This window comes from Streptomyces kronopolitis, from assembly GCF_014646275.1.
Taxonomy (GTDB): domain Bacteria; phylum Actinomycetota; class Actinomycetes; order Streptomycetales; family Streptomycetaceae; genus Streptomyces; species Streptomyces kronopolitis.
Map to the genome: position 1 here is coordinate 71,639 of NZ_BMND01000002.1, position 22,365 is coordinate 94,003.

16 protein-coding genes are annotated in these 22,365 nt (G+C 73.5%); 8 read left to right on the top strand and 8 right to left on the bottom strand.

Annotated elements, in window-relative coordinates:
• Positions 1-199: 199 nt before the first annotated feature.
• Positions 200-541 (bottom strand): hypothetical protein, encoded by a 342-nt coding sequence (locus IEY78_RS02190; protein ID WP_189095797.1) that lies wholly within the window; start codon positions 539-541, stop codon positions 200-202.
• Between the two features lie 393 nt (positions 542-934).
• Here IEY78_RS02190 and IEY78_RS02195 point away from each other — a divergent pair, with 393 nt between their 5' ends.
• Positions 935-3,019 (top strand): restriction endonuclease, encoded by a 2,085-nt coding sequence (locus IEY78_RS02195; protein WP_189095798.1) that lies wholly within the window; start codon positions 935-937, stop codon positions 3,017-3,019.
• A 165-nt stretch (positions 3,020-3,184) separates the two neighbouring features.
• Here IEY78_RS02195 and IEY78_RS02200 read toward each other — a convergent pair whose 3' ends face one another.
• Positions 3,185-3,988 carry an alpha/beta fold hydrolase gene (locus tag IEY78_RS02200; protein ID WP_229699652.1) on the bottom strand — a complete coding sequence of 268 codons (804 nt, stop codon included), beginning with the start codon at positions 3,986-3,988 and terminating at the stop codon, positions 3,185-3,187.
• 341 nt (positions 3,989-4,329) lie between these two features.
• On the opposite strand from IEY78_RS02200, the gene IEY78_RS02205 reads away from it, so the two are divergent.
• The 4 genes from IEY78_RS02205 (at position 4,330) to IEY78_RS02220 (ending at position 9,930) form a co-directional block, all read left to right on the top strand.
• Complete coding sequence (locus IEY78_RS02205; RefSeq protein WP_189095799.1) at positions 4,330-5,511, top strand: CapA family protein; 1,182 nt, start codon at positions 4,330-4,332, stop codon at positions 5,509-5,511.
• 254 nt (positions 5,512-5,765) lie between these two features.
• Entirely contained in the window at positions 5,766-7,145 is a 1,380-nt protein-coding gene (locus tag IEY78_RS02210) for an NAD(P)/FAD-dependent oxidoreductase (RefSeq protein ID WP_189095800.1), read from the top strand.
• 20 nt (positions 7,146-7,165) lie between these two features.
• Positions 7,166-9,634: an excinuclease ABC subunit UvrA gene (locus IEY78_RS02215; RefSeq protein WP_189095801.1), complete on the top strand. Its 2,469-nt coding sequence runs from the start codon at positions 7,166-7,168 to the stop codon at positions 9,632-9,634.
• An 83-nt stretch (positions 9,635-9,717) separates the two neighbouring features.
• Positions 9,718-9,930 carry an EF-hand domain-containing protein gene (locus IEY78_RS02220; RefSeq protein ID WP_189095802.1) on the top strand — a complete coding sequence of 71 codons (213 nt, stop codon included), beginning with the start codon at positions 9,718-9,720 and terminating at the stop codon, positions 9,928-9,930.
• A gap of 81 nt (positions 9,931-10,011) precedes the next feature.
• Here the strand turns inward: IEY78_RS02220 and IEY78_RS02225 are convergent, their stop codons facing one another.
• On the bottom strand, positions 10,012-12,393 hold the full coding sequence (locus tag IEY78_RS02225) for a GH92 family glycosyl hydrolase (RefSeq protein WP_189095803.1): 2,382 nt from the start codon (positions 12,391-12,393) through the stop codon (positions 10,012-10,014).
• 455 nt (positions 12,394-12,848) lie between these two features.
• Here IEY78_RS02225 and IEY78_RS02230 point away from each other — a divergent pair, with 455 nt between their 5' ends.
• Positions 12,849-13,325, top strand: coding sequence for a hypothetical protein (locus tag IEY78_RS02230; RefSeq protein ID WP_189095804.1), 477 nt, complete (start codon positions 12,849-12,851; stop codon positions 13,323-13,325).
• Positions 13,326-13,396: 71 nt separating this feature from the next.
• Here IEY78_RS02230 and IEY78_RS02235 read toward each other — a convergent pair whose 3' ends face one another.
• The 4 genes from IEY78_RS02235 to IEY78_RS02250 all read right to left on the bottom strand — a co-directional run bounded on the left by IEY78_RS02235 (position 13,397) and on the right by IEY78_RS02250 (position 16,594).
• Positions 13,397-14,848, bottom strand: a complete 1,452-nt coding sequence (locus IEY78_RS02235) for an amino acid permease (RefSeq protein WP_189095805.1) — start codon at positions 14,846-14,848, stop codon at positions 13,397-13,399.
• A gap of 134 nt (positions 14,849-14,982) precedes the next feature.
• Positions 14,983-15,198 (bottom strand): dodecin, encoded by a 216-nt coding sequence (locus IEY78_RS02240; RefSeq protein ID WP_189095806.1) that lies wholly within the window; start codon positions 15,196-15,198, stop codon positions 14,983-14,985.
• 101 nt (positions 15,199-15,299) lie between these two features.
• Entirely contained in the window at positions 15,300-15,707 is a 408-nt protein-coding gene (locus tag IEY78_RS02245; RefSeq protein WP_189096168.1) for a universal stress protein, read from the bottom strand.
• A 185-nt stretch (positions 15,708-15,892) separates the two neighbouring features.
• On the bottom strand, positions 15,893-16,594 hold the full coding sequence (locus IEY78_RS02250; RefSeq protein ID WP_189095807.1) for a PAS domain-containing protein: 702 nt from the start codon (positions 16,592-16,594) through the stop codon (positions 15,893-15,895).
• Positions 16,595-16,699: 105 nt separating this feature from the next.
• Here IEY78_RS02250 and IEY78_RS02255 point away from each other — a divergent pair, with 105 nt between their 5' ends.
• Positions 16,700-19,885 carry a cytochrome P450 gene (locus IEY78_RS02255; protein WP_189095808.1) on the top strand — a complete coding sequence of 1,062 codons (3,186 nt, stop codon included), beginning with the start codon at positions 16,700-16,702 and terminating at the stop codon, positions 19,883-19,885.
• Between the two features lie 184 nt (positions 19,886-20,069).
• Positions 20,070-21,104, top strand: coding sequence for a phosphatidylinositol-specific phospholipase C domain-containing protein (locus IEY78_RS02260; RefSeq protein WP_189095809.1), 1,035 nt, complete (start codon positions 20,070-20,072; stop codon positions 21,102-21,104).
• On the opposite strand, the gene IEY78_RS02265 is transcribed toward IEY78_RS02260, so the two are convergent.
• On the bottom strand, positions 21,076-22,200 hold the full coding sequence (locus IEY78_RS02265) for a trypsin-like serine peptidase (RefSeq protein ID WP_189095810.1): 1,125 nt from the start codon (positions 22,198-22,200) through the stop codon (positions 21,076-21,078). The two genes, IEY78_RS02260 and IEY78_RS02265, sit on opposite strands and share 29 nt — an antisense overlap.
• Between the last annotated feature and the right edge of the window lie 165 nt (positions 22,201-22,365).

Below are 22,365 nucleotides of genomic sequence, written 5' to 3' on the forward strand. Positions count from 1 at the left end.
CAGTTGTTTTGTCCACGTCATGGTTCCTTTCGACTCACGAGGTGCCGTCCGGATTCGGTATTTCGCTTGGATTCGGGGTCACGCAGATAGGCGTGCCCACACTGGTAGTCCGGCTTCTGGGCGTCACACGTGGGCAGGGAGCGTGGCGGCGCGCCGCGGGGTGCACCAGCGCAGCCGCATGGGCACGTTCCTTTTGCGGCTACTTGCCGATGTGGATCTTCTCGCTGTCGAGCAAAGCGGTGTGCGTCGTGGCGACAAGCATCAGCAGTATGAGCAGCAGCCCGGTCCAGTTTTTCGGGTCGTTGCCGGATACGGCGGTGGAGAAGACGAAGATGCCGACCTCGACCACAACGTAGACGCCGGCCAGCCACGGCTTGATGACGCCCTTCACGGCGGCCACGACGAACGGCACTGCGGCGAGCAGGCTGAAACTGACCAGCGGCACGAGCGTCCATACCACCTGGGCGAGGGTCGAGCTGAACATGCGCGGCCGGGCCGGGGTGATCGGCGAGTTGAGGTACGGGTTCGGGCTATAGGCCATGGTTGCCCCCCAAGTTCTCTGCACGAGAAGGCTATTGTGAAGGAGATGTGATGGTTGAGCGGGCAACAAGATGGCATCGTGTCGGATTTGTGATGTATGCAGGTGACTCGGTCAGGTGACACGGGCCGGGAGTCGGTGTCGGCGGGACGTCGGGCCGCGCCATGGCTGCGACGCTGGCGACGGCGGCCGCCAACCTGCGGCAGCCGAATGGCGCCGGACCTGCCCTCGTCGCGGTGGTGGTCGGGGTGGGCTGTGGACGACGTGGTGGCTGTTCGTCCACAACCGGTGACCGGTTTCGTGCTCCCCCGCTAAAGTCGTATCAACAGCGCAGGTGAAGCCGCTTCCGCAGGGGTTTGCGGGTGCGGCTGCCCCGGGGGGAGGACGAAGACCAGCATGAGCCGCCGTTCCCATGGATTAATGGCTGTCTGGGCCGAGGCGCAGCGTCAGCAACAGCGCCAGCAGGAAGCCCAGCGCCGCGCGTTGGCGCAGCAGCAGCGCGACCAGGAGCGGCAGGCGCGCGACGCCGAGCGCGCGATGGCGCGTATGCACCGTGAGCGGCAGGCGGCCTACCGGCAGCAGCGCGAGGCCGACGCCCGCCGCCGTACCGAGGAGCTGGAGGCCCGGGTCGCCGCGCTCTCCGGTCTGCTTGCCGAGGGCTGCCGCGCCCCCGCCTTCACCGCCGACGCGCTGCTGCGCCCCGAGCGGGTGCAGGAGTTCGCGCCCGGCGCCCTGGCCACCCCTGTGCCGATGCCCGACCCGAACCGCTACCACACACCCACCGGTGGCTGGCAGCTCGGCGCCCGCCGCGACCGCGCCCACGAAGAGGCCCGCGCCCGCTACGAGCAGGACTGGTACGCCGCCCAGGCCGCGGAGACCCGCCGGCAGAACCAACTCGCCGCCTACCGACAGCAGTACGACCAGTGGGCCGCCGGAGCACTGCAGGACATCCGGGCACACAACTCCGGCATCGAGGAGCTGCGCCGCGGCCTGCGCGCCGGCGACGCGGACGCCGCCGTCGAGTACTTCTCCGCCGCGCTGTACTCCTCCACCGCCTGGCCGGAGGGCTTCCCCCGGCAGGTCGCCGCGGCCTACGACCCGGCCGCCCGCCAGCTCGTCCTGGACTGGGAACTCCCCGGCTACGACATCGTTCCGCAGACCCGATCCGTCCGGTACATGCCCACCGCCGACCAGGAGAAGGAGACCGCCCGGCCGGCCGCGCAGTGCCGCGCGCTCTACCGCGATGTGCTGGCCCAGAGCATGCTGCTGGTGCTGCGTGACCTCTTCGCCGCCGACACTCACGGGACGCTGGAATCGGTGGCGCTCAACGGCTTCGTGGACGACGTCGACCCGGCCACCGGCCGCCCCGCCCAGGTGTGTCTGGCGACCGTCATGGCACCCCGGGACGCCTTCACCCTGCTCCGCCTTGAACAGGTCAGCGCGGTGGAGTGCCTGACCGAGGGGCTGCGCGGCCAGCTCTCCGCGCGCCCCGACCAGCGCGCCGCGGTGCGCCCCGGACGGCTGCCCGGCGACGTCGACGGCGGGGCCACGGTCGTCTCGCACGGCACGGACAGCGAGCCGGATCTCTACGAGATGGACCCGATCGCCTTCGAGAACCTGATCGCCGAACTCTTCCGGGCCATGGGCATGCAGGCCGTGACCACCCAGCGGTCCGGTGACGGCGGGGTCGACGTGGACGCGCTGGATCCCGACCCGGTGCGCGGCGGCAAGATAGTGGTGCAGGTCAAGCGCTACCGCCACACCGTCCCGCCCACCGCCGTCCGCGACCTCTACGGCACCGTCCAGTCGGAGGGCGCGAACAAGGGCGTGCTGGTGACGACCTCCCGCTTCGGCCCCGGCGCCCACACCTTCGCCAACGGCAAGCCGCTCGGCCTGATCGCCGGACCCGAACTCGTCGATCTGCTCGGACGGTACGGGCTGCGCGGTCGGCTCGGGGCGGGGTCCACGGACGGTCCCGACTCCGCCGAGGGGCCGCCCGACCACAACATCCTCGGCATGAACTGGTCCGGCGAGGTCGCGCTCGATGTCTGTGCCCTGGTGTGCAAGGGGAGCGGGGTGCTCAGCGACGAGCAGTTCGTGTTCTACAACAACCCGCGGAACCCTGACGGTTCGGTGCGGACGCTGCCCGGTTTCGCCCCCGACCGTGCCGCGATGCAGGTGCGGTTCGAGGGGCTGCCGGCGGACGCCGACCGGCTGGTCCTGGTCGCCGCGATCGATCCACAGGTCAATCCCGACGCCGATCTCTCCGGTTTCACCGAGGCCCGGATCCGGCTGCTGGACGCCTCGGGGGAGGAGCTGGGTCAACTGGAGGTCTCGGACGGGCGGTCCGGGGAGACGGCCCTGGTCCTGGGCTCGTTCCGGCGACGGGCGGGCGGCGACTGGGACTTCGTGATCGGCGGCAAGGGCTTCGCCGGAGGCCTGGAGGAGCTGGTACAGGAGTACGGCATCGAGGTCGGGTGAGAGGGCGGGGCGTACGGTCCGCCCGACCGCCTTGCCCAACCGCCTTGCCCAACCGGCTTGCCCGACCGATCCGCCCGACCGCCTCGCCCAACCGGCTTGTCCAATCGTCCATCCAACCGGTCCACCCAACCGGTCCGCTCACCCCGCCCGATTCCACCGCCCCCGTCAGTGCTGCCACAGCCGGGTGAGTACCGCGTTGACCTGCTCCGGGCGTTCCTGGTGCGGGGTGTGGGCGGCGCCGTCCACCCGTATGTGCCGGGCGCCGATCGCCTCGGCGAGATACTCCCCGCAGGCCGCCAGCGCCTCGCCGGTGAACTCCCGGTACGCCGGGTGCGCGGTCTCCCACGTCCCGTTGATGACCGCCTTGGGCATGGTCGCCCCGGCCAGCGGGCCGAGCGGGATCTCCGCGTCCCACACCGGCCGTTCGCGCATCGCCGAGCGCACCGCACGCAGCAGCCGCGGGGTCGGCTCCGGCACCGGCAGGCCGTACGGCTCGGTGGACCGCCGCAGATGCTCGTGCGGGCCCACCTCCTCGGCGGGGCCCGCGAACGCCGCCCGGATGCGTTCCAGGGCGGCCGCCACGAGGGGATGCCCGGCCGCGGTGCGCAGCACGGACGGCTCGATGAGGGTCAGTGACTGCACGGCCTCCGGGTGGGCCGAAGCGGCCAGCATCACGGCGGCCGCACCGTAGGAATGGCCGACCAAGTGCGCTCCGCTGCCCAGTAGTTGACCGAGGTCCTCGGCGTCGATCGCGTAGTCGCTGCGCTCGGTGTCCGGGCTGTCGCCGAAGCCGCGCCGGTCGAGGAGTTCGAGGCGGAACATCTCGGCCAGCGGCCGCTGGCCCGCGAAGCACTCCGTGCCCCAGCTCATGGTGCCGTGGACCAGCAGCGCCCGCGGCGCACCGGGCGTCGCCTCGTCCCACACCGTCACATGAAGCGGTTCACGGCCCGGAGGCGGTTCACGGTTCATGTGCGTCGAGGCTAGGCGGTTCCAGGCGGCGGCGGAGGAGGGCCGGGACGGAAGGGCGTTCCGAAGGCGCCGGACGGAAGACCGGCCCGAAAGCGCCGAACGCACGCCCTGCACGGACCTGCGCCCGGCACGGACATGCCATCGGCACGGACGCGCGCCCGACACGGACATACGCTCCGCACGATGCCGCCGCGCACTCCCACGACGCTCCCGCGACGCCCGCCGAGTCGACGGAGCCCAAGGGAACGCACAGGAGCCCATGACTCCGTCCGGGGGAGCGCGCCGGACACCGGGAGGCGGGGACCATTTGTCACGATAAATATGCTGATATGAATCGAGGCATGAGCGCGTACACCCGGTCTGTCGCCGTTGCCACGCTCGCCGTGCTGGCCGTGGGCTGCGCGGGCCCGCGCGCCCTCCCGCGGCCGGCGCCGCGGCCCTCCCCGGAGCCCTCGCCGCGCGCCCACGCCGGCGCCCCCGTCGTCGTCGCCCGCCGTCCGTTCACGCTGGTCGCCGCGGGGGCCGTTCTCCCCTCCCAGCCGGCGGTCCTCGCCACGGCGCGCAAGGACGCCGGGCACGGAGGCTACGACTACCGGCCGATGCTCAAGGGGGTGCGGCCGGTGGTCTCCGCCGCCGGCCTGGCGCTGTGTCAGCTGGGCGCGCCGCTCGGGCCGCTGGACGGGCCCTTCACCGGGTATCCGGTTCTCCAGGCGCCGCCGCAGATCGCCACCGCCCTGAAGGCGACCGGCTACGACTCCTGCGCCACCGCCTCCGGTCACGCCCTCGACCAGGGCGTCCCGGGCGTGTGGCGCACCCTGGACGCGCTGGACACCGTCGGGCTGCGGCATGCCGGCTCGGCGCGTGAGGCGGCCGGTCTCGGTACCCCGGCGCTGCTGCGGGCCCCCGGCGGCGCGCGGGTGGCCCACCTGTCGTACACCGACGGCACCGGGGGCTCCCGAGGCGCCGAGGGGGCGGGCGGGGCGGTCGACCGCCTCGATGAGCGGCGGATCATCGACGACGCCCGGGCGGCTCGCCGGGCCGGGGCCGATGTCGTGGTCGTCAGCCCGTATTGGGGCCCGGCGCACCGCACGGCCCCCGACGGCCGGCAGATCGCGCTCGCCCGCGCCCTCACCGCCTCCCGGTCCCACGGGCGGCCCGACATCGATCTGATCGTCGGCGTCCGGGCGCACACCCCGCAGCCCTACGAGAAGGTCAACGGCACCTGGGTCGTCTACGGCCTGGGCGACCAGGTCACCGGTGCCACGAAGAAGCCGGGCGGTATCTGGAGCAGCATCGCCCGCTTCCGGTTCGCCCCGCCGTACCCGGCCGGGGGCCGCTGGCGGGTCGTCCGGGCCGAGTATCTCCCGCAGCTCGCCGAGCAGGGGGCGCGGGTGCGGGTGCGCACTCTCGGTCGGACCACCGCGCACGGCCGCACCACCGCGCACGGCCAGGCCGCCGAGAAGATCGCCGAAGCGGTGCTGAGCCGGGGCGCGGCGGCCGACGGGCTGACGCGGGGGAGATGAGGGGAGAGCCCGGGGAGTCCCTGATCGCCCCGGGCTCTGATCCTGTTCCGTGGTGATATGTCCCCTCGTGGCCGTCATGCCGTGCCCGTTAACTGGTGACATCGGCACCGTCGACGGGTGATCGTGGTACCGGACCGGTCCGTCCGCTCCCGTACACCCCGACGACCCCCACGGAGCCCCGTCATGAAGACCACCCTCGGTGACGATCCGACTCGCGGCGCCGTCCGCCCGGTGCCCGTGCGCGAGGTGCGCGCATGACCGCCCGGCCGATAGCCGTCGTCGGCGCCTCGGCGGCCGGTCTCGCCGCGGTCGAGGCGCTGCGGCGCGGCGGCTGGCGCGGGCCGCTCACCCTCATCGGCGACGAACCCCACCTGCCGTACGACCGGCCGCCGTTGTCCAAGCAGCTGCTGCACGGCGCCTGGGAGCCGGAGAAGCTGCTGCTGCGCACCGCGGACCAGCTCGCGCCGCTCGACCTGGACCTGCGGCTCGGCACCCGCGCCACCGGCCTGGACGTGGCCACCCGCACCCTCACCCTCGACGGCGGCGCGGCGGGTGACCCGTCCGAGCAGGGCCGGGAGCCGGAGACGCTCGCCTGCGCCGGCGTGATCGTCGCGACCGGAGTCGCGGCCCGCTCGCTGCCCGGCGCCGACCGCATCGCCGGTGTGCACACCCTGCGCACCCTGGATGACGCGCTGACCCTGCGCGGCCTGCTGGCCAATGGGGGTACCCCCGGCAGTGAGGGCGTAGCCGCCGGGGGAGGCGGGCGGCGCCTGGTGATCGTCGGAAACGGCGTGCTGGGCTGTGAAGCGGCCGCGGTGGCACGGGAGTTGGGACACGAGGTCACCCTCGTGGGCATGGCGGGGACCCCGATGGCCGAGGCCGTCGGCGCGGAGGTCGGCGAACTGCTCGCCGAGGAGCACCGCGCCCGCGGCGTCGTGCTGCGCACCGGCACGGTGGACGGCTTCGAGACCGGCCCCGCGGACCCGGCGGGGACGGGCGGCGAGCGGGTCACCGCCGTCCGGCTGGCCGACCGCAGCCGGCTGCCGGCCGACCTCGTGCTGCTGGCGATCGGCTCCCGGCCCGCCGTCGGATGGCTGACCGACCCCGCGCTGGACACCACCGACGGGCTGCGCTGCGACGCGTACTGCGCCGCCGCCCCCGGCATCTACGCCGCCGGCGACGTGGCGCGCTGGGACCATCCGCTGCACGGCCGTCCGCTGCGCTTCGAGCACCGGATGAACGCCACCGAGCAGGGCATGGCCGCCGCCCGCAACCTCCTGGCCGAACTCGCTGCCGAGGCCCCCGCCGCCGCGGACGGGGAGAGCGCCCCGGCAGCGGACCGCCGCCCCTTCGCCCCCGTGCCGTACTTCTGGTCCGACCAGTACCACCTCAAGATCCAGGCCTACGGGCTCACCGCGGGCGCCGACCGCGTCGAGACCACCGTCCTGGACCGGGCGCAGCGGCACGCCGTCGCGCTCTACGGCCGGGACGGCAGCGCCGTCGGCGTGCTGGCCTCCGGGGTCCCGCCCCGCCGGCTCCGCGCCCTGCGCGCGGTCGTCGCCACCCCGCTCCCCTGGGACGAGGCCCGCGAGCGGATCCGCGCCGCCCTCGCGTCCGGCCCGGACACGCCCTGACGGTGCCCGATCATGGAGGGATGACCGACTCGTACGTACGGGTGCGCGGCGCCCGTGAGCACAACCTCCGCAGCGTCGACGTGGACATCCCGAGGGACGCGCTGGTCGCGTTCACCGGGGTGTCCGGCTCGGGCAAGTCCTCGCTCGCCTTCGGCACCCTCTACGCCGAGGCGCAGCGCCGCTACTTCGAGTCGGTGGCCCCCTACGCCCGGCGGCTGATCCACCAGGTGGGCGCGCCCAAGGTCGAGGACATCACCGGGCTGCCGCCCGCCGTCGCCCTGGAGCAGCGGCGCTCGGCGCCCACCTCCCGTTCCTCGGTCGGCACCGTCACCACCCTGTCCAACACCCTGCGCATGCTCTTCTCGCGCGCCGGCGACTACCCGCCGGGTGCGCCGCGGCTGGACTCCGACGCCTTCTCGCCCAACACCGCGGCCGGCGCCTGCCCGGAGTGCCACGGCCTGGGCACCGTGCACCGCGTCACCGAGGAGTCCCTGGTCCCCGACCCGTCGCTGTCCCTGCGCGAAGGCGCCATCGCCGCCTGGCCGGGCGCCTGGCAGGGCAAGAACCTCCGCGACATCCTCGGCGCCCTCGGATACGACCTCGACCTGCCCTGGCGGGAGCTGCCGCAGGCCGACCGCGACTGGATCCTGTTCACCGACGAGCAGCCCGTCGTCACCGTGCACCCGGTGCGCGACGTGGGCCGGATCCAGCGCCCCTACAAGGGCCAGTACATGAGCGCCCGCCGCTATGTGCTGCACACCTTCGCCGACTCCAAGAGCGAGACGCTGCGCGGGCGGGTCCAGGGGTTCATGGTCGCCGAGCCCTGCCCGGTGTGCTTCGGGCGGCGGCTGCGTCCCGAGGCCCTGGCCGTCACCTTCGAGGGGCACGACATCGCCACCCTCGCCGGACGGCCGCTGAGCGCGCTGGAGCAGCTGCTGCGGCCCACCGCCCGGCGGGCGGACGACGGCGCCGCCCCGACCCTCGCCCGCGACCTGGTGGCCCGGATCGAGGTGCTCACCGAACTCGGCCTGGGCTACCTCAGTATGGACCGGCCCGCGCCCACGCTGTCGTCCGGCGAACTCCAGCGGCTGCGGCTGGCCACCCAGCTGCGCTCCGGCCTCTTCGGCGTCGTCTACGTCCTGGACGAACCGTCCGCCGGACTGCACCCCGCCGACACCGAGTCGCTGCTCACGGTGCTGGGGCGGCTCAAGGAGGCCGGCAACTCCCTGTTCGTCGTCGAGCACGACATGGCGGTGGTGCGCCGCGCCGACTGGATCGTGGACGTCGGCCCGCGCGCCGGGGAGCACGGCGGGCAGGTGCTGCACAGCGGACCGGTCGCCGGGCTCGCGGACACCGACGCCTCCGCCACCCGCCGGTTCCTCTTCGCCACCGAACCGCCCCCCGCGCGCACCGTGCGCCGCCCCGCGGGCGCCCTGACGCTGCGCGGCATCACCCTGCACAATCTGCGCGGGCTGGACGCCACGTTCCCGCTCGGCGTCTTCACCGCCGTCACCGGCGTCTCCGGTTCGGGCAAGTCGACGCTGGTCACCCGGGTCCTCGCGGATGCCGTGCGCGAGCACCTCGGCACCGGCGACGAACGGCAGACCACGGCCGCCGGGGACGACGCCGAGGCCGCCGGCGCCGGTCCGGACGCCCGCGCGGAACTCACCGGCGCCGAGGGGCTGGAGGCGATCGACCGGCTGGTGCGCGTCGACCAGAAGCCGATCGGCCGGACGCCGCGCTCCAACCTCGCCACCTACACCGGGCTGTTCGACGCGGTCCGCAAGGTCTTCGCCGCCACCGACGAGGCCCGCGCCCGCGGCTACACCGCCGGACGCTTCTCCTTCAACGTCGCCGCCGGCCGCTGCGAGACCTGCCAGGGCGAGGGCTTCGTCGCCGTCGAACTACTCTTCCTGCCCGGCACCTACGCGCCCTGCAGCACCTGCCACGGTGCCCGCTACCGCCCCGAGACCCTCCAGATCACCTACCGGGACCGCACCGTCGCCGATGTCCTGGCGATGACCGTGGACGAGGCCGCCGGCTTCCTCGCCGACGTCCCCGCGGCCGCCCGCAGTCTGCGCACCCTCCAGGACGTGGGCCTGGGCTATCTGCGGCTCGGCCAGCCCGCGACCGAACTGTCCGGCGGCGAGGCCCAGCGCATCAAGCTCGCCTCCGAACTCCAGCGCACCCGCCGCGGCCACACCCTCTACCTGCTCGACGAGCCCACCACCGGGCTGCACCCCGCCGACACCGAGGTGCTGCTGCACCAGCTGCACGGCCTGGTCGACGCCGGCCACACCGTGGTGGTCGTCGAGCACGACATGGGGGTGGTCGCCGGCGCCGACCACGTCATCGACCTCGGCCCCGGCGGCGGCGCGGACGGCGGCCGGATCGTGGCCACGGGCACGCCGGCCGAGGTGGCGGCGGCCCCCGACAGCCGCACCGCGCCCTACCTGGCCCGGCAGAGGGCGCGGCCGGAAGCCTCTTGACGGTCCGCTAATGTACGCAGGTCAGATCACCAGGCAACAGCACCGCGCAGCACTGCGCACCATCACGAAGGGGGCACCCTCTCATGGCAAACATCGAGCAGGCCCGGGCGGCGTTCGACCGGTTCGACGCGGACGGCGACGGCCAGGTCACGCCGGACGAGTTCAAGCACGCGATGGCCGAGATGGGCGACCCCTACGTCACCGGCCCGATGGCCGAGGCCGTCATCAACTCCAAGGACGCCGACCACGACGGCAAGATGTCCTTCGACGAGTTCTGGCAGGCCCTCCAGGGCTGACGCCGAACTCGCGCGCGCTCGGCGGGGCGCGGTGCCGGCCCACGGGGGCGGGGCCGGCACCGCGCCGGTCGGGGGCGGCTCTCAGCGCCGGTCGGCGGGCCGCTGCCCGCTGGCCGGGCCGGCCACCGGCGGCGGGGCCGCATGCGGGCCGGTGCCCCAGGCGGACGGCTTCGGGCCCACGGTGAAGGACAGTTCGCGGGCCGCGCGCAGCTCACCGGTGGTGACATACGTGCGGTCGTGGTCGGCGCCGTCCAGGCGGACGGACTGCGCGTAGCGGTCGGCGGCGGACGTACCGGGCGCCGTGACGGTGAAGTGGCCGGACGGGTAGTAGCGCCGGTCCAGGGCCAGGTCCACCCGGTCGAAGACCGGAGTGCTCAGCCCCCAGGTGTCGGTGCCCGGCTGGACCGGGAACATCCCCATCGAGGACAGCACCATCCACGCCGACATCGTCCCCAGGTCGTCGTTCCCGGTCATCCCGGTGGGGGCGTCGGTGAAGAGGGTCAGCGCGGCGTGCACCACGTCGGTCGTCTTCCAGGGGCGGCCGGTGGAGAGGTACGTGTACGGCGCGATCAGGTCGGGCTCGTTCTGCGGGTTGTACTTGTCCGCGTTGTAGTAGTCGTACGGGCCGTTGACCCACACCTTGCGGGCCGTCCTCGCCGGGTCCGCCAGCAGCTGGGGATAGGCGAAGAAGGAGTCCAGGCGCGCGTCGGCCTTGTCCTTGCCGCCGATCAGCTCCAGCATCCCCGGCAGGTCCTGCGGCACCAGCCACTGGTACTGCCAGGACGTGCCCTCGTGGAAGCCCACGCTCTTGGCCGGGTCGGCGGGGCCGGCGAAGGCGCCCCGCGCGTCGCGGGCCCGGAAGAAGCCGGTCGAACCGTCGAAGAGGTTGCGGTAGTTGCGGGACCGGGCCGCATAGCGGTCGGCGTCCGCGCCGTGGCCCAGATCGCGGGCCATCCGCGCCAGCATCGCGTCCGACAGGGCGTATTCGAGGGTCGCCGAGGCGCCCTGCGCGAAGTCGGAGTCGCCGGCCTTCGGCGGCCGGTGGTCCTTGAGGTACGGCACGAAGCCGCCCCGCACGTACGGCGCGTTGGCCTCCCGCCCGACGGCCGGGGAGCCGGCCGGCGGCACCCCGTCGGCGTTCTTCTTCAGCGCCGCGTACGCCTCCTCCTCATGGCCCCGCAACAGCCCCTGCTGATAGGCGTTGGTGAGGAAGGGCGTGACCGGGTCGCCGGTCATCACGTTGGTCTCGACCGTGCCGTACCCCCACTTGGGCAGCCAGCCGCTCTCCTTGTCGATCCGCAGCACCGACAGCGCCATGTCGCGGGACTCGCCCGGCGCGAGCAGAGCCAGCAGCTGCGCCTGGGTGCGGTAGGTGTCCCACAGCGACCAGTTCTGGTAGTACGTGAACCCCTCGGCCCGGTGGACGCGCTGGTCCCAGCCGGTGTACCGGCCGTCCGCGTCGCTGCCGACGTTCGGCGCGAGGAAGGACCGGTAGAGCGAGGAGTAGAAGGTGCGGCGCAGCGGTTGGTCGCCGCCCTGGGTGCGCACCAGCGCCAGGCGGTGCTCCCAGGCGGCGTCGGCCGCGGCCCTCGTCCGGTCGAAGGAACGGCCGCCCTCGGCCCGCAGGTTGCCCGCCGCGCCCGCCGCGTCCACATAGCTGATCGCGGTGGTCGCCTCGACGGTGCGGTCCGTGCGGGTGTCGAAGCGGGCGTAGGCCCCGTGCCGGCCGGTGGCGGTGGAGTCCCGGGAGCCCGCCGTCACCTTGTCGCCGTCCCAGGTCCCGTACGAGGCGAAGGGGCGGTCGAAGCGGGTGAGCGTGTGGACCGTGTACGGCTCGGTGTCCTGGCAGAAGCCGCGGCCCGTGATCGTCGTGCGGATGGTGCGGGAGTCGAGCACCTCCACCCGCGTCGAGACCGTCCGGTGCAGGGACTGGCCCGCGTCGAGCAGTACATTGGCCCGGTCGGTGGCCGGGAAGGTGTAGCGCTGCTTGCCGGTGCGGGCGGTGGCCGTGAGTTCGGCGGTGATCCCGCCGTAGGACTTCAGACCGACGCGGTAGTAGCCGGGGCGGGCCGACTCGTCGTCATGGCCGTAGGCGGCCGCGTACTTGGCGTTGTCGGTCTCGGTGATGTCGCCCGTGGTGGGCAGCACCGGCAGATCACCGCCGATCCCGCAGCCGACACCGGACAGATGCACCGCGCTGAAGCCGCGGATGTGGTCGTCGTCCCAGCCGTAGCCGGCGTAGTGGCCGGTGTCGGGGCTGAGCTGCACCATGCCGAACGGGACGGCGGCACCCGGGTAGGTGTTGCCGTCGTTGCGGGTGCCGATGAACGGGTTGACCAGGTCGGTGAGCGGGCCGCCGGGCGGCGCGGCCTGCGCGGCGGGGGCCGTGAGCGCACACCCGAGGAGCGCGGCCGCCAGCACCGCGCCCGCGGTACGCAGCCGGGTACGTCTGAGCCATGGCATGGATTCGGACCTCCGGGGTCGGGTCGTCGTCGCACGGGAGCGCCGGGCGCGCGGGGACGGCAGGCGGCGCCCGGCGTTCGACAACGTTGTCAAGGCGCGCTCATTCTTGGTGTCGGCCCGATGTGCGTCAAGAGGGCGTGGCGGTAACTCCGGTGCTTCCGGGGCCCGGAGGCGGGGGCGGGTGTGGCCCCGGTGGCCGTGGTGAGGCAAGGGGAGGGGTGCGGTGAACCGCTGGTGGGAGCGCCGAAAATCATGCGGTACCTGCCTTGCTCTCTCTTGGGGTGCGTGTCTCAATGGGCAGCGTCATACGGGTTGGTGACTGTCCGTCAGATCATGGCGCCCGATCGGCACGGGGTCCGGCTGAGGCCCCCGCGCGGCTGCCTGCCGTTCCCTCGCGTACCCCCTCGACGGCCGGTGGCATCGACCCGCACCCCCCTCACGAAGGCGGTACCCCCATGAGACACCTCAGACCCGGCAGACTCGGCTTCGGAACGGCGCTCTGCGTCGCCCTCGCCGCCGCGGGCACGCTCGGCATGGCGCCGGCCGCCGGCGCGGTGACCCCCGGCACCGCGACCCTCTCGTTCGACTGCGGTTGGTACGGCTCCGGCTCGGCGACGCTCACCGCGACCGAGAAGGGCACCACCGGCACCATCAGCCTGGCCACCAAGGCCATCAGCTCCCCGATACCCATCGGCGCGAATTCGGTCACCTCCACCCTCACCCTCACCAAGAACGGCTCCGGGACCACCCAGTTCAAGGGCAGCGCCAACCCGGCGATCCCGGCCGGTGGCGAGGTCTCCACCGGTCCCCTCACCGGCAAGGTCGCCCCGGGGGACAGCCTGGCGGCCACCTCGCTGACGGTCGTGGTGCTGGGCATCACGGCCACCTGCAAGGCCACCACCCCGCAGTCGCCGGGGCCGTTCGTCTTCTGACCGCGCGCGGGGACCGGCGGAGAGCCTGCGCCGGTCCCCGTCGCGTGCCGCCGCCCGGGCGGCCGCCGCGGCTAACCCGCCGTGCCGCCGCCGTCCGTACCGGAGGCGGCCCCCTCCGCCCGCGCCAGGTTCGAACGGCGGTAGGAGTACGAGAAGTAGATGACCATGCCGATCAGGAACCACACCACGAACCGGACCCAGGTCTGCCACTCCAGGAACGTGATCAGCCAGAGCGAGAAGCACACCCCGATGGCCGGCACCACCGGCATCCCGGGCGTACGGAACGTCCGCGGCAGCTCGGGGCGCTTGTAGCGCAGCACGATGACCGCGACGCAGACCACCACGAACGCGAGCAGGATCCCGATGTTCGTCAGCTCGGCGGCCTCACCGATCGGCAGGAAGCCGGCGATGGCCGCGGAGGCGAAGCCCACGATCCATGTGACGCGGGTCGGCACCCGGTGCTTGGCGCTGGTCTTGGCGAACCACTTCGGCAGCAGCCCGTCCCGGCTCATCGAGAACCACACCCGGGTCACCCCGAGCATGAACGTGAACATGACGGTCAGGATGCCGATGATCGCGCCGACCGCGATGACGTCCGCCAGACCGCTCAGGCCCACCGACTTGAACGCCGAGGAGAAGCCGCTCTCCGGGTCGATCTGCCGGTAGTTCTGCATCCCCGTCAGCACCAGGCAGGCCAGGACGTACAGCACCATGGAGATGGCCAGCGAATAGAGGATCGCCTTCGGCATGTGGCGCTGGGCGTCCTTGGACTCCTCGGCCGCGGTGCTCATCGCGTCGTAGCCGAAGACCGCGAAGAAGACGGTGGCCGCCCCGGTGAAGGCGCCGCTCACCCCGAACGGGAAGAACGGGTGGTAGTTCGCGGTGTTGATGTGGAAGAAGCCGACCGCGATGACCACGATCACCACGACGACCTTCAGGCCCACCACGATCGTCTCGAAGCGCGCGGCGTTCTTGATGCCCAGGGTCAGCAGGTAGGCGATCAGCAGGCACAGCACCGCCGCGAAGAGGTCGACCCGGTGCCCAGGACCCGTGCCCGGCGCGCCCAGCATCCAGGCGGGCAGGTCGACGCCCAGCTCACCGAGGAGGAAGCCGAAGTAGCCGGAGATGCCGATCGCCACCACCGCCACGATCGCGGTGTACTCCAGCAGCAGGTCCCAGCCGATGAACCAGCCCGCCACCTCGCCGAGGACCGCGTAGCCGTAGGTGTAGGCCGACCCCGCCTTCGGGATCAGCCCGGCGAACTCGGCGTAGGAGAAGGCGGCCGCGGCGCTCGCGATGCCCGCGATGAGGAACGAGATCAGCACGGCCGGGCCGGCCTTGCCGTTCGCGACGGTGCCGGCCAGGGTGAAGATGCCCGCGCCGATGATGCCGCCGACACCGATGGCGGTCAGCTGCCAGAGGCCGAGCGCCCGGGTGAGCTGCTCGCTCGCGCTGCCTTCCGCCTCTTCGATGTGTTCGATCGGTTTGCGGCGCAATACGCCCTGTCCCGCGCGCAGCCCCATGCGTCATCCCTCCGTCGCTCCGATGTGGTCCGACGGCGGCTCATCATGGACCCTCGGGGACGACTAAGGAAGGCGACGCCACGGAGCGGTCCCCGGACGGCGGGGACTCGCCGGGAAACGTACGCGCACGGGTGTCAGTCGGTCTCCTCCAGCCGGAACCCGACCTTCAGACCGACCTGGTAGTGATCGATCTCGCCGTCGACGATATGCCCGCGGACCTGGGTCACCTCGAACCAGTCGAGGTTCCGCAGGGTCTGCGAGGCGCGCTTGATGCCGTTGCGGACCGCGGCGTCCATGCTCTGCTGGGACGTTCCGACGATCTCGGTCACGCGGTACGTGCGGTCGGTCACGGTGGTCTCCCTCGCCGGGGCGGCGCTCCGCCCGTCCACCTCCCACCGTGCCTCAGCCCGCCCGGCCCCACCAGCGGAGCGGCCGCCCCTGCGGACACGACCTAGGGGACGACGGTGACCGGCCAGCGACCGGCCTTGACCAGGCGCACGGCGACCGAGCCCATGATGCGGTGCCCGGCCGACTCCGAGGCGCCGACCACCACCGCGTCGGCCTTGAGGTCGTCGGCCATCCGCACCATGCCGTTGTACGGGTCGCCGCGCAGCGTGTGGAACTCCCAGCGCAGGGGATGCGTCCCCGAGGGCCGCTCGCTCGCCCGGCGGATCTCGGCCATCAGCTCCTCGGCCACCTCGTCCGTGGTGTCGGCGACCGGCGCCCCCATCGCCGCCCCGGCCGGCAGCACCGGCTGGACGTAGACCAGGGCGAGCTTCGAGGACTGACGCCGGGCCAGCCCCGCCGCGTAGGCGGCGGCGCGCCACGACGAGTCGGAGCCGTCGATGCCGACGACGATGACCTTCGGGCCGTCCGTCCCGCGCTCGAACCGCTCGTCCGCGTGTGCGCTGTGCCCGTCGTGCTCGCGGTGCCCGCCGGGTGCCTCGTGCTGCTCGTTGTCCTCCACACGAGGGAGGTTATCCGCACACGCGTGCTGCCGGCCCGGCGGCCCGGCGGTCTCCCCGGGCCCGCCGCCCCGGACGGTCAGGCGGGCTCCGGCGGCCAGCTGTCCGCCGCCAGCACGCCCAGTACGTACGCCCTGGCCACCAGCGCGGTACGGCCCTGGACCCGCCAGCGGCGGGCCAGTCGGGTGAGGTGGTAGTTCACCCCGTCGACGGTCAGCCCCAGCGCCGTCCCGATCGACGCCGTGGTCGCGCCGCCCGCGGCCAGCGCCAGGATCCGCGCCTCGACCGGGCTGGCCGAGCCGCGCGGCGCGGGAGGCGGGCCGCTCTCGCGCACCCGCAGCAGCGCCAGCAGCGCGGGCGGGTGCACCGAGGGGTCGCCCACCGGGTCGATCGTCAGCTCCCCTTCCCGTGCGGTGCCGTCGGGGCCGGCCGGCCACCGCACCTCGATCGGATAGCGTGACCGGCGGCCCAGCCGCAGGGCCTCGGTGAGCCGGTCGAGCTGCGCCTTCGCGCGGGGCTCGAAGAGATCCAGCAGATTGCGGCCGCGCAGTGCTCCGGCGTGCGCGCCCCACTCGGTGGCCATGGCCGGGTTGGCGATGATCACCTCGCCGTGGGCCGTGCACACCGCGATCGGTGTGGGGATGCGGTCCAGCAGGATCAGGAAGTAGTTGCGCCAGGGGCCGCCCGCGTAGGGCCCGGCCGGATCGGGCGGGGGAGGCTCGCAGGGCGGCACGGCGGGGTCACCGGCACCTGATGCCCCGTCGGCGGTCTCGTTCTCCATGGACGCTTCTCCGGTCGCTGTGCAAGGGCGGGTGGGGAAAAACCACTGCACAATCATGCAGTTGTCCGTGCCCGACCGGGGCTCCGGGCCCTGCACGCTGGAGACATGACCGACACCATTGCGCTCCACAGTGACGAACGCGCCGCCGATGACGGTATTCCGCTGGCCGACCTCACCGAGGTCGGGCTCACCGGGACGCCCATTCAGCAGGCCATGGACCTCACCCGGGTCCACGGCCCGGCCTACCGGCGCAAGTACGGCGACCACCGGTCGCTGTTCGTCTCCTCGCTCGACCTGGTCACCGAGGTCGCCGACGAATCGCGCTTCCGCAAGGGGGTGTCGGTCGTGCTGGAGAACGTCCGGGAGTTCGCCGGTGACGGTCTGTTCACCGCCTACAACGACGAGCCGAACTGGGCCAAGGCGCACGAGGTCCTGATGCCGGCCTTCGCGCTCGGCTCGATGCGCACCTACCACCCGGCGATGCTCAAGGTCGCCCGCCGGGTCATGGCGTCCTGGGACCGCCGGGTGGCCGACGGCACGCCCGTCCACGTCGCCGAGGACATGACCCGGATGACGCTGGACACCATCGGACTGGCCGGGTTCGGCTTCGACTTCGAGTCGTTCTCCCGCGGGGAGGGCGCGCACCCCTTCGTCGAGGCGATGGTGCGCTGCCTGGAGTGGAGCATGACGAAGTTCTCCCGGGACCCCGACGCCGACCACTCGGCGGCGGACGCGGCGTTCCAGGCCGACGCAGATTACCTCGCCTCCGTCGTCGACGAGGTCATCGCCGCCCGGACGGCGAGCGGGGAGAGCGGGGACGACGATCTGCTGGGCCTGATGCTCGGCGCCCGGGGCGGGGAGGGCGGCGCTGCGGACGGTCCCACCCTCGACCTCGCCAACATCCGCAACCAGGTCATCACCTTCCTGATCGCGGGCCACGAGACCACCTCGGGCGCCCTGTCCTTCGCCCTCTACCACCTGCTCAAGGACCCGGTGGCGCTGCGGATGGTGCAGCGCGAGGCGGACGAGCTGTGGGGCGACCAGGCCGATCCCGACCCGTCGTTCGAGGACATCGGCCGGCTGCCGTTCACCCGCCAGGTCCTCAACGAGGCGCTGCGGCTGTGGCCCACGGCCGCCGCCTTCAGCCGCCAGGCCCGCGAGGACACCCTGCTCGGCGGCCGGATCCCGGTGCAGGCGGGCGAGCTGGTCACCGTGCTCACCCCGATGCTGCACCGCGACCCGGCCTGGGGCGACAACCCCGAGCTGTTCGACCCCTCCCGCTTCAGCCCGGAGGCCGAGGCGGCCCGCTCCCCGCACGCGTACAAGCCGTTCGGGACCGGTGAACGCGCCTGCATCGGGCGGCAGTTCGCCCTCCACGAGGCGACCATGCTGCTGGCTCTCCTCGCCCACCGCTACCGGCTGATCGACCACGCCGGCTACCAGCTGCGCATCAAGGAGACGCTCACCCTCAAGCCCGAGGGGTTCACGCTGACCCTCGCGCCCCGCACGCCCGCCGACCGCGCGGCGGTCCGTACCGCGCTGGCCGTGCTCCCCGGGAGCGGCGAGGCCGCCGACCGGGACGCCGCCACCGACGAGGGGCTGGCGACGCGGGTGCGCCAGGGCACCGGGCTGCTGGTGCTGCACGGCAGCAACTACGGCACCTGCCGGGAGTTCGCCGAGCGGCTCGCCGACGAGGCCACCGGTCTGGGCTGCGCCGCCGAGGTGGCCGCGCTCGACGCGGCGGCCGGCGCCCTGCCGGACGACCGGCCGGTCGTCATCGTCGCCGCCTCCTACAATGGCCGGCCCACCGATGACGCCGCCGCGTTCGTCGAGTGGCTGAACACCGCGCCCGAGGGCGCCGCCGCCGATGTGCCGTTCGCCGTCCTCGGGGTCGGCGACCGCAACTGGGCCGCCACCTACCAGCACATACCGACCCTGATCGACGACCGGCTGGACGCCCTGGGCGCGCACCGGCTGCTGCCGCGCGCCGAGGCCGACGCCTCCGGCGACCTGGGCGGCACCGTCAAGGAGTTCACCGCCGCGCTGCGCACCGAACTGCTGACCCGCTACGGCGACCCGGACACCGTCGGCGCCGCCGCCCCCGCCGCGCACGACACCGGCTACACCGTCACCGAGATCACCGGCGGCCCGCTGGACGCGCTCGCCGCCCGCCACGACCTCGTCCCGATGACCGTCACCGAGGCCCGTGACCTGACCGCCGAGGGCTGGCCGCGGCCCAAGCGCTTCCTGCGGATCGCGCTGCCCGACGGCGTCAGCTACCGCACCGCCGACCACCTCGCCGTGCTCCCGGCCAACACCCCCGCCGCCGTCGAACGCGCCGCCCACGCCCTGGGCGCCGACCTCGACACCCTCCTGGCCCTGCACAGCGCCGGCCGGCCCGCCCGCGACACGCTGCCCGTCGACCGTCCCCTGACGGTGCGTGAGCTCCTCACCCACCACCTGGAGCTGGGGCAGCGGCCCACCCCCGACCAGCGCACCGTGCTGGCCGCGCACAACCCGTGCCCGCCCGAGCGGATCGCCCTGGAGAACCTCGCCGAGGACGACCCGCGCACCCTGATCGAGCTGATCGGGGCGTACCCGGCGCTGCGCGGGGCGCTGCCCTGGCCGGTGCTGCTGGAGCTGCTGCCGCCGCTGCGCATCCGCCACTACTCGCTGTCGTCCTCACCGGCCGCCGATGCCCGGCACGCCGATCTGATGGTCTCGCTGCTGCCCGGCGGCACCGGCTCGACCCATCTGCACACGCTGCGCCCCGGCGACACCGTCCTGGCCCGCGTCCAGCCCTGCCGTGAGGCCTTCCGCCTCGATCCGGCGGACGGGACGCCGGTCATCCTGGTCGCGGCGGGCACCGGCCTGGCGCCCTTCCGCGGCGCGGTCGCCGACCGGGTCGCCGCCGGGCAGACGGCGCCCGCCCGGCTCTACTTCGGCTGCGACGACCCCGAGGGCGACTTCCTGCACGCCGCGGAGTTCGCCGCCGCCGAGGCCGCCGGCGCGGTGTCCGTGCGCCCGGTCTTCAGCGCCCGCCCCGAGCACGGCCACCGCTTCGTCCAGCACCGCATCGCCGCCGAGAGCGCCGAGGTGTGGGAGCTGCTCCAGGCCGGCGCGCGGGTGTATGTCTGCGGCGACGGCAGCCGGATGGCGCCCGGCGTCCGGGACGCCTTCCGCGCCCTGCACGGCACCCACACCGGCGCCTCCCCGCAGGAGTCCGAGGCCTGGCTGCGCGAACTGACCGCCTCCGGCCGCTACATCGAGGACGTCTACGCGGCGGGCTGACCCCCGCCCCCGCACGGGGTCCGCACTGCCCGACCGAGCGGCGCCGACGAGGTCGGCGCCGCTCTCGCGGTCCCCTCGCGGCACAACTCCCGTACGCTGCTCCCCGATCGTCCGGGCGACCGACCGGACGGGCCGCCGCCGGACCGGTGCCGGACGGCCGACGACCTCCAGGAGAGCGGGGAACATGAACGGAAAGCGGAGTGTGGGAACGGTCGCCGTCGCGGCGGCGGCACTGCTCGCGGTGAGCGGACCGGCGGGCGCCGAGCCGGCCGGCACGACGTACGGCACCAGCACGTCCGTGGGCGTGCACAACGCCTACGACAAGGGGAAGTACCCGTACTTCGCGGACGCCCTGGACTCCGGCGCCGCGCTGCTCGAACTCGACCTCTGGACGAACGGCCTGGGCAGGTCCTTCCGGGTCTCGCACGCCAACCCGTTCGGCAACGACAGCAACTGCGAGGGCGCGGCCGACGCCTCGCAGCTGCGCACCAGGGCCCGCAACCAGGACTTCGCCGGCTGCCTCGCCGACATGAAGGCCTGGCACGACGCCCACCCCGGCCACCGTCCGATCCTGTTCAAGGTCGAGATGAAGGACGGCTTCAACGCCAAGGGCGGGCGCGGCCCGGCCGAGTTCGACGCGCTGGTGCGCCAGAAGCTGGGCGACGCCGTCTACGGCCCCGGAAACCTCATCGGCGGGCACGCCACCCTGGACGACGCGGTGCGGGCCGGCGGCTGGCCCGCCCGTGCCGACCTGGCCGGCAAGTTCCTCTTCGAGCTGATACCGGGCACCGTCGAGGAGAAGAACCCGTTCGACAAGCTGTGGACGGACGTGGAGTACGCCGGCCACCTCAAGGACCTCGCGGCACAGGGGAAGCTGGCGCAGTCCACGGCGTTCCCCGCGGTGCACGGCGCGGCCCCCGGCGACCCCCGCGAGCGCTACGCGGACCCGGCGCTGCGCCCCTGGTTCGTGGTCTTCGACGGGGACGCCGCGACCTATCTGAACGGCAGTATCGACACCTCCTGGTACGACACCCGCCACTACCTGCTCATCATGACCGACGCGCACAACGTGCCGCCGGCCATCGACGCCACCCACCCGACCGAGGCGCAGGCGCTGGCCCGGGTCGGCCAGCTCGCCTCGGCGCACGCGAGCTTCGCCACCGCCGACTGGTATCCGCTGCCGTCCGTCCTCAAGACCGTGGTGCCGCGCGGGGCCTGACCCCGAGCGCCGCGGTCCCCGGGGCCGGCCGGGCCGCCTTCGTGACCGGTCCCGCGGTCGCCCGCCGGTAGAGCGCGGCCACATCCGCGCCGAACCGGCTGCTGTACGACACGAGGTCGTCACCGCCCTCGTCGAGACCGCCTATCACCCCGATCAGCGAGCCGGTGCCGGTGGCCGGATCGAGGTCGGTGAGCATCGGCCCGCCGCTCGTCCCGTTCGGGAACCCCGGGCAGGCGAACCGGAGTTGGGACGGGCTCTGGACGTCCGCGGTGTGCCGGCAGCTGACCGGTCTGTCCTGGTCCTCGGGGTAGCCGGTCAGCTGCGCCGGGCGCCCGGGCGGCGCGTCGAAGCGGATCCGCTCGGCGCCGGTGACCTCCTCGATCGGCCCGCCGGCCCGCCCCGCCCGGCGCACTCGCAGGAACGCCACATCGTGGTCGGGGTCCCGGTTGCTGACCCAGCGCGGGTCGACATCGATCCGGCTGGGCACCCACAGCCCGTACGGCGCGACCCCGTCGTGCAGACCGGGTGCGAACACCAGCCGGGTGCGGAAGCCGTCGTCGTGCACGCAGTGGGCCGCGGTGACGACCAGATCGCCCGCCGGCGAGTGCACCACGCTGGCCGTGCAGTGGTGGACCGGATTGCCGTCGTCGTCGGGGGAGAAGAGCGCGCCGACCGCCGGAGCGGGCTCCGCCGGGGCCGCCATCAGCGGCCGGGACACCGATGTCGGGGTGGCCGCGGTGGTGGGGCGGCGGGTCGGGACCAGCGGCCCGGGCCGCTCCACATACGGTCCGGAGAGCACTGCCGCGGCGGCCCGGTCACCCTCGGCCGGCGGCGCGAGATACGCACCGGAGGCGGGGTCCCCGGCGGCCAGGTACGGGTCGTGCGAGGAGGAGCGCAGCGCCAGTGCCGCGCTGCCCACCACGATGGCCACCACCCCGAGCGCCAGCGAGGTCCGCAGCGGAACGCCGGGCCGGCCGCGCCCCGTGCACGGCGGCCCGCCGGGAGCCGGGCATGCGGGGGCCGCCGGTGCTCCGGCGCCCTCCTGCGTCCGCCCGGGGTCGTCCGCCGGCGCGGTACCGCGTTCGCTCGTCGTCACCAGCCGCCGCCTCCCCGCATCAGCCGGTGTCACCCCGTCGGGCGGGGGTCGGCACCGGAAGCAGACATTTCACCCAGTCTGATGCAGGGAGGCGCGTCGCGGTTGGCTCACCTGGGCATTTCCTTCGCGCCAAGGGTCAGGAGAGCGCCCGCGCGGCAGCGGAAC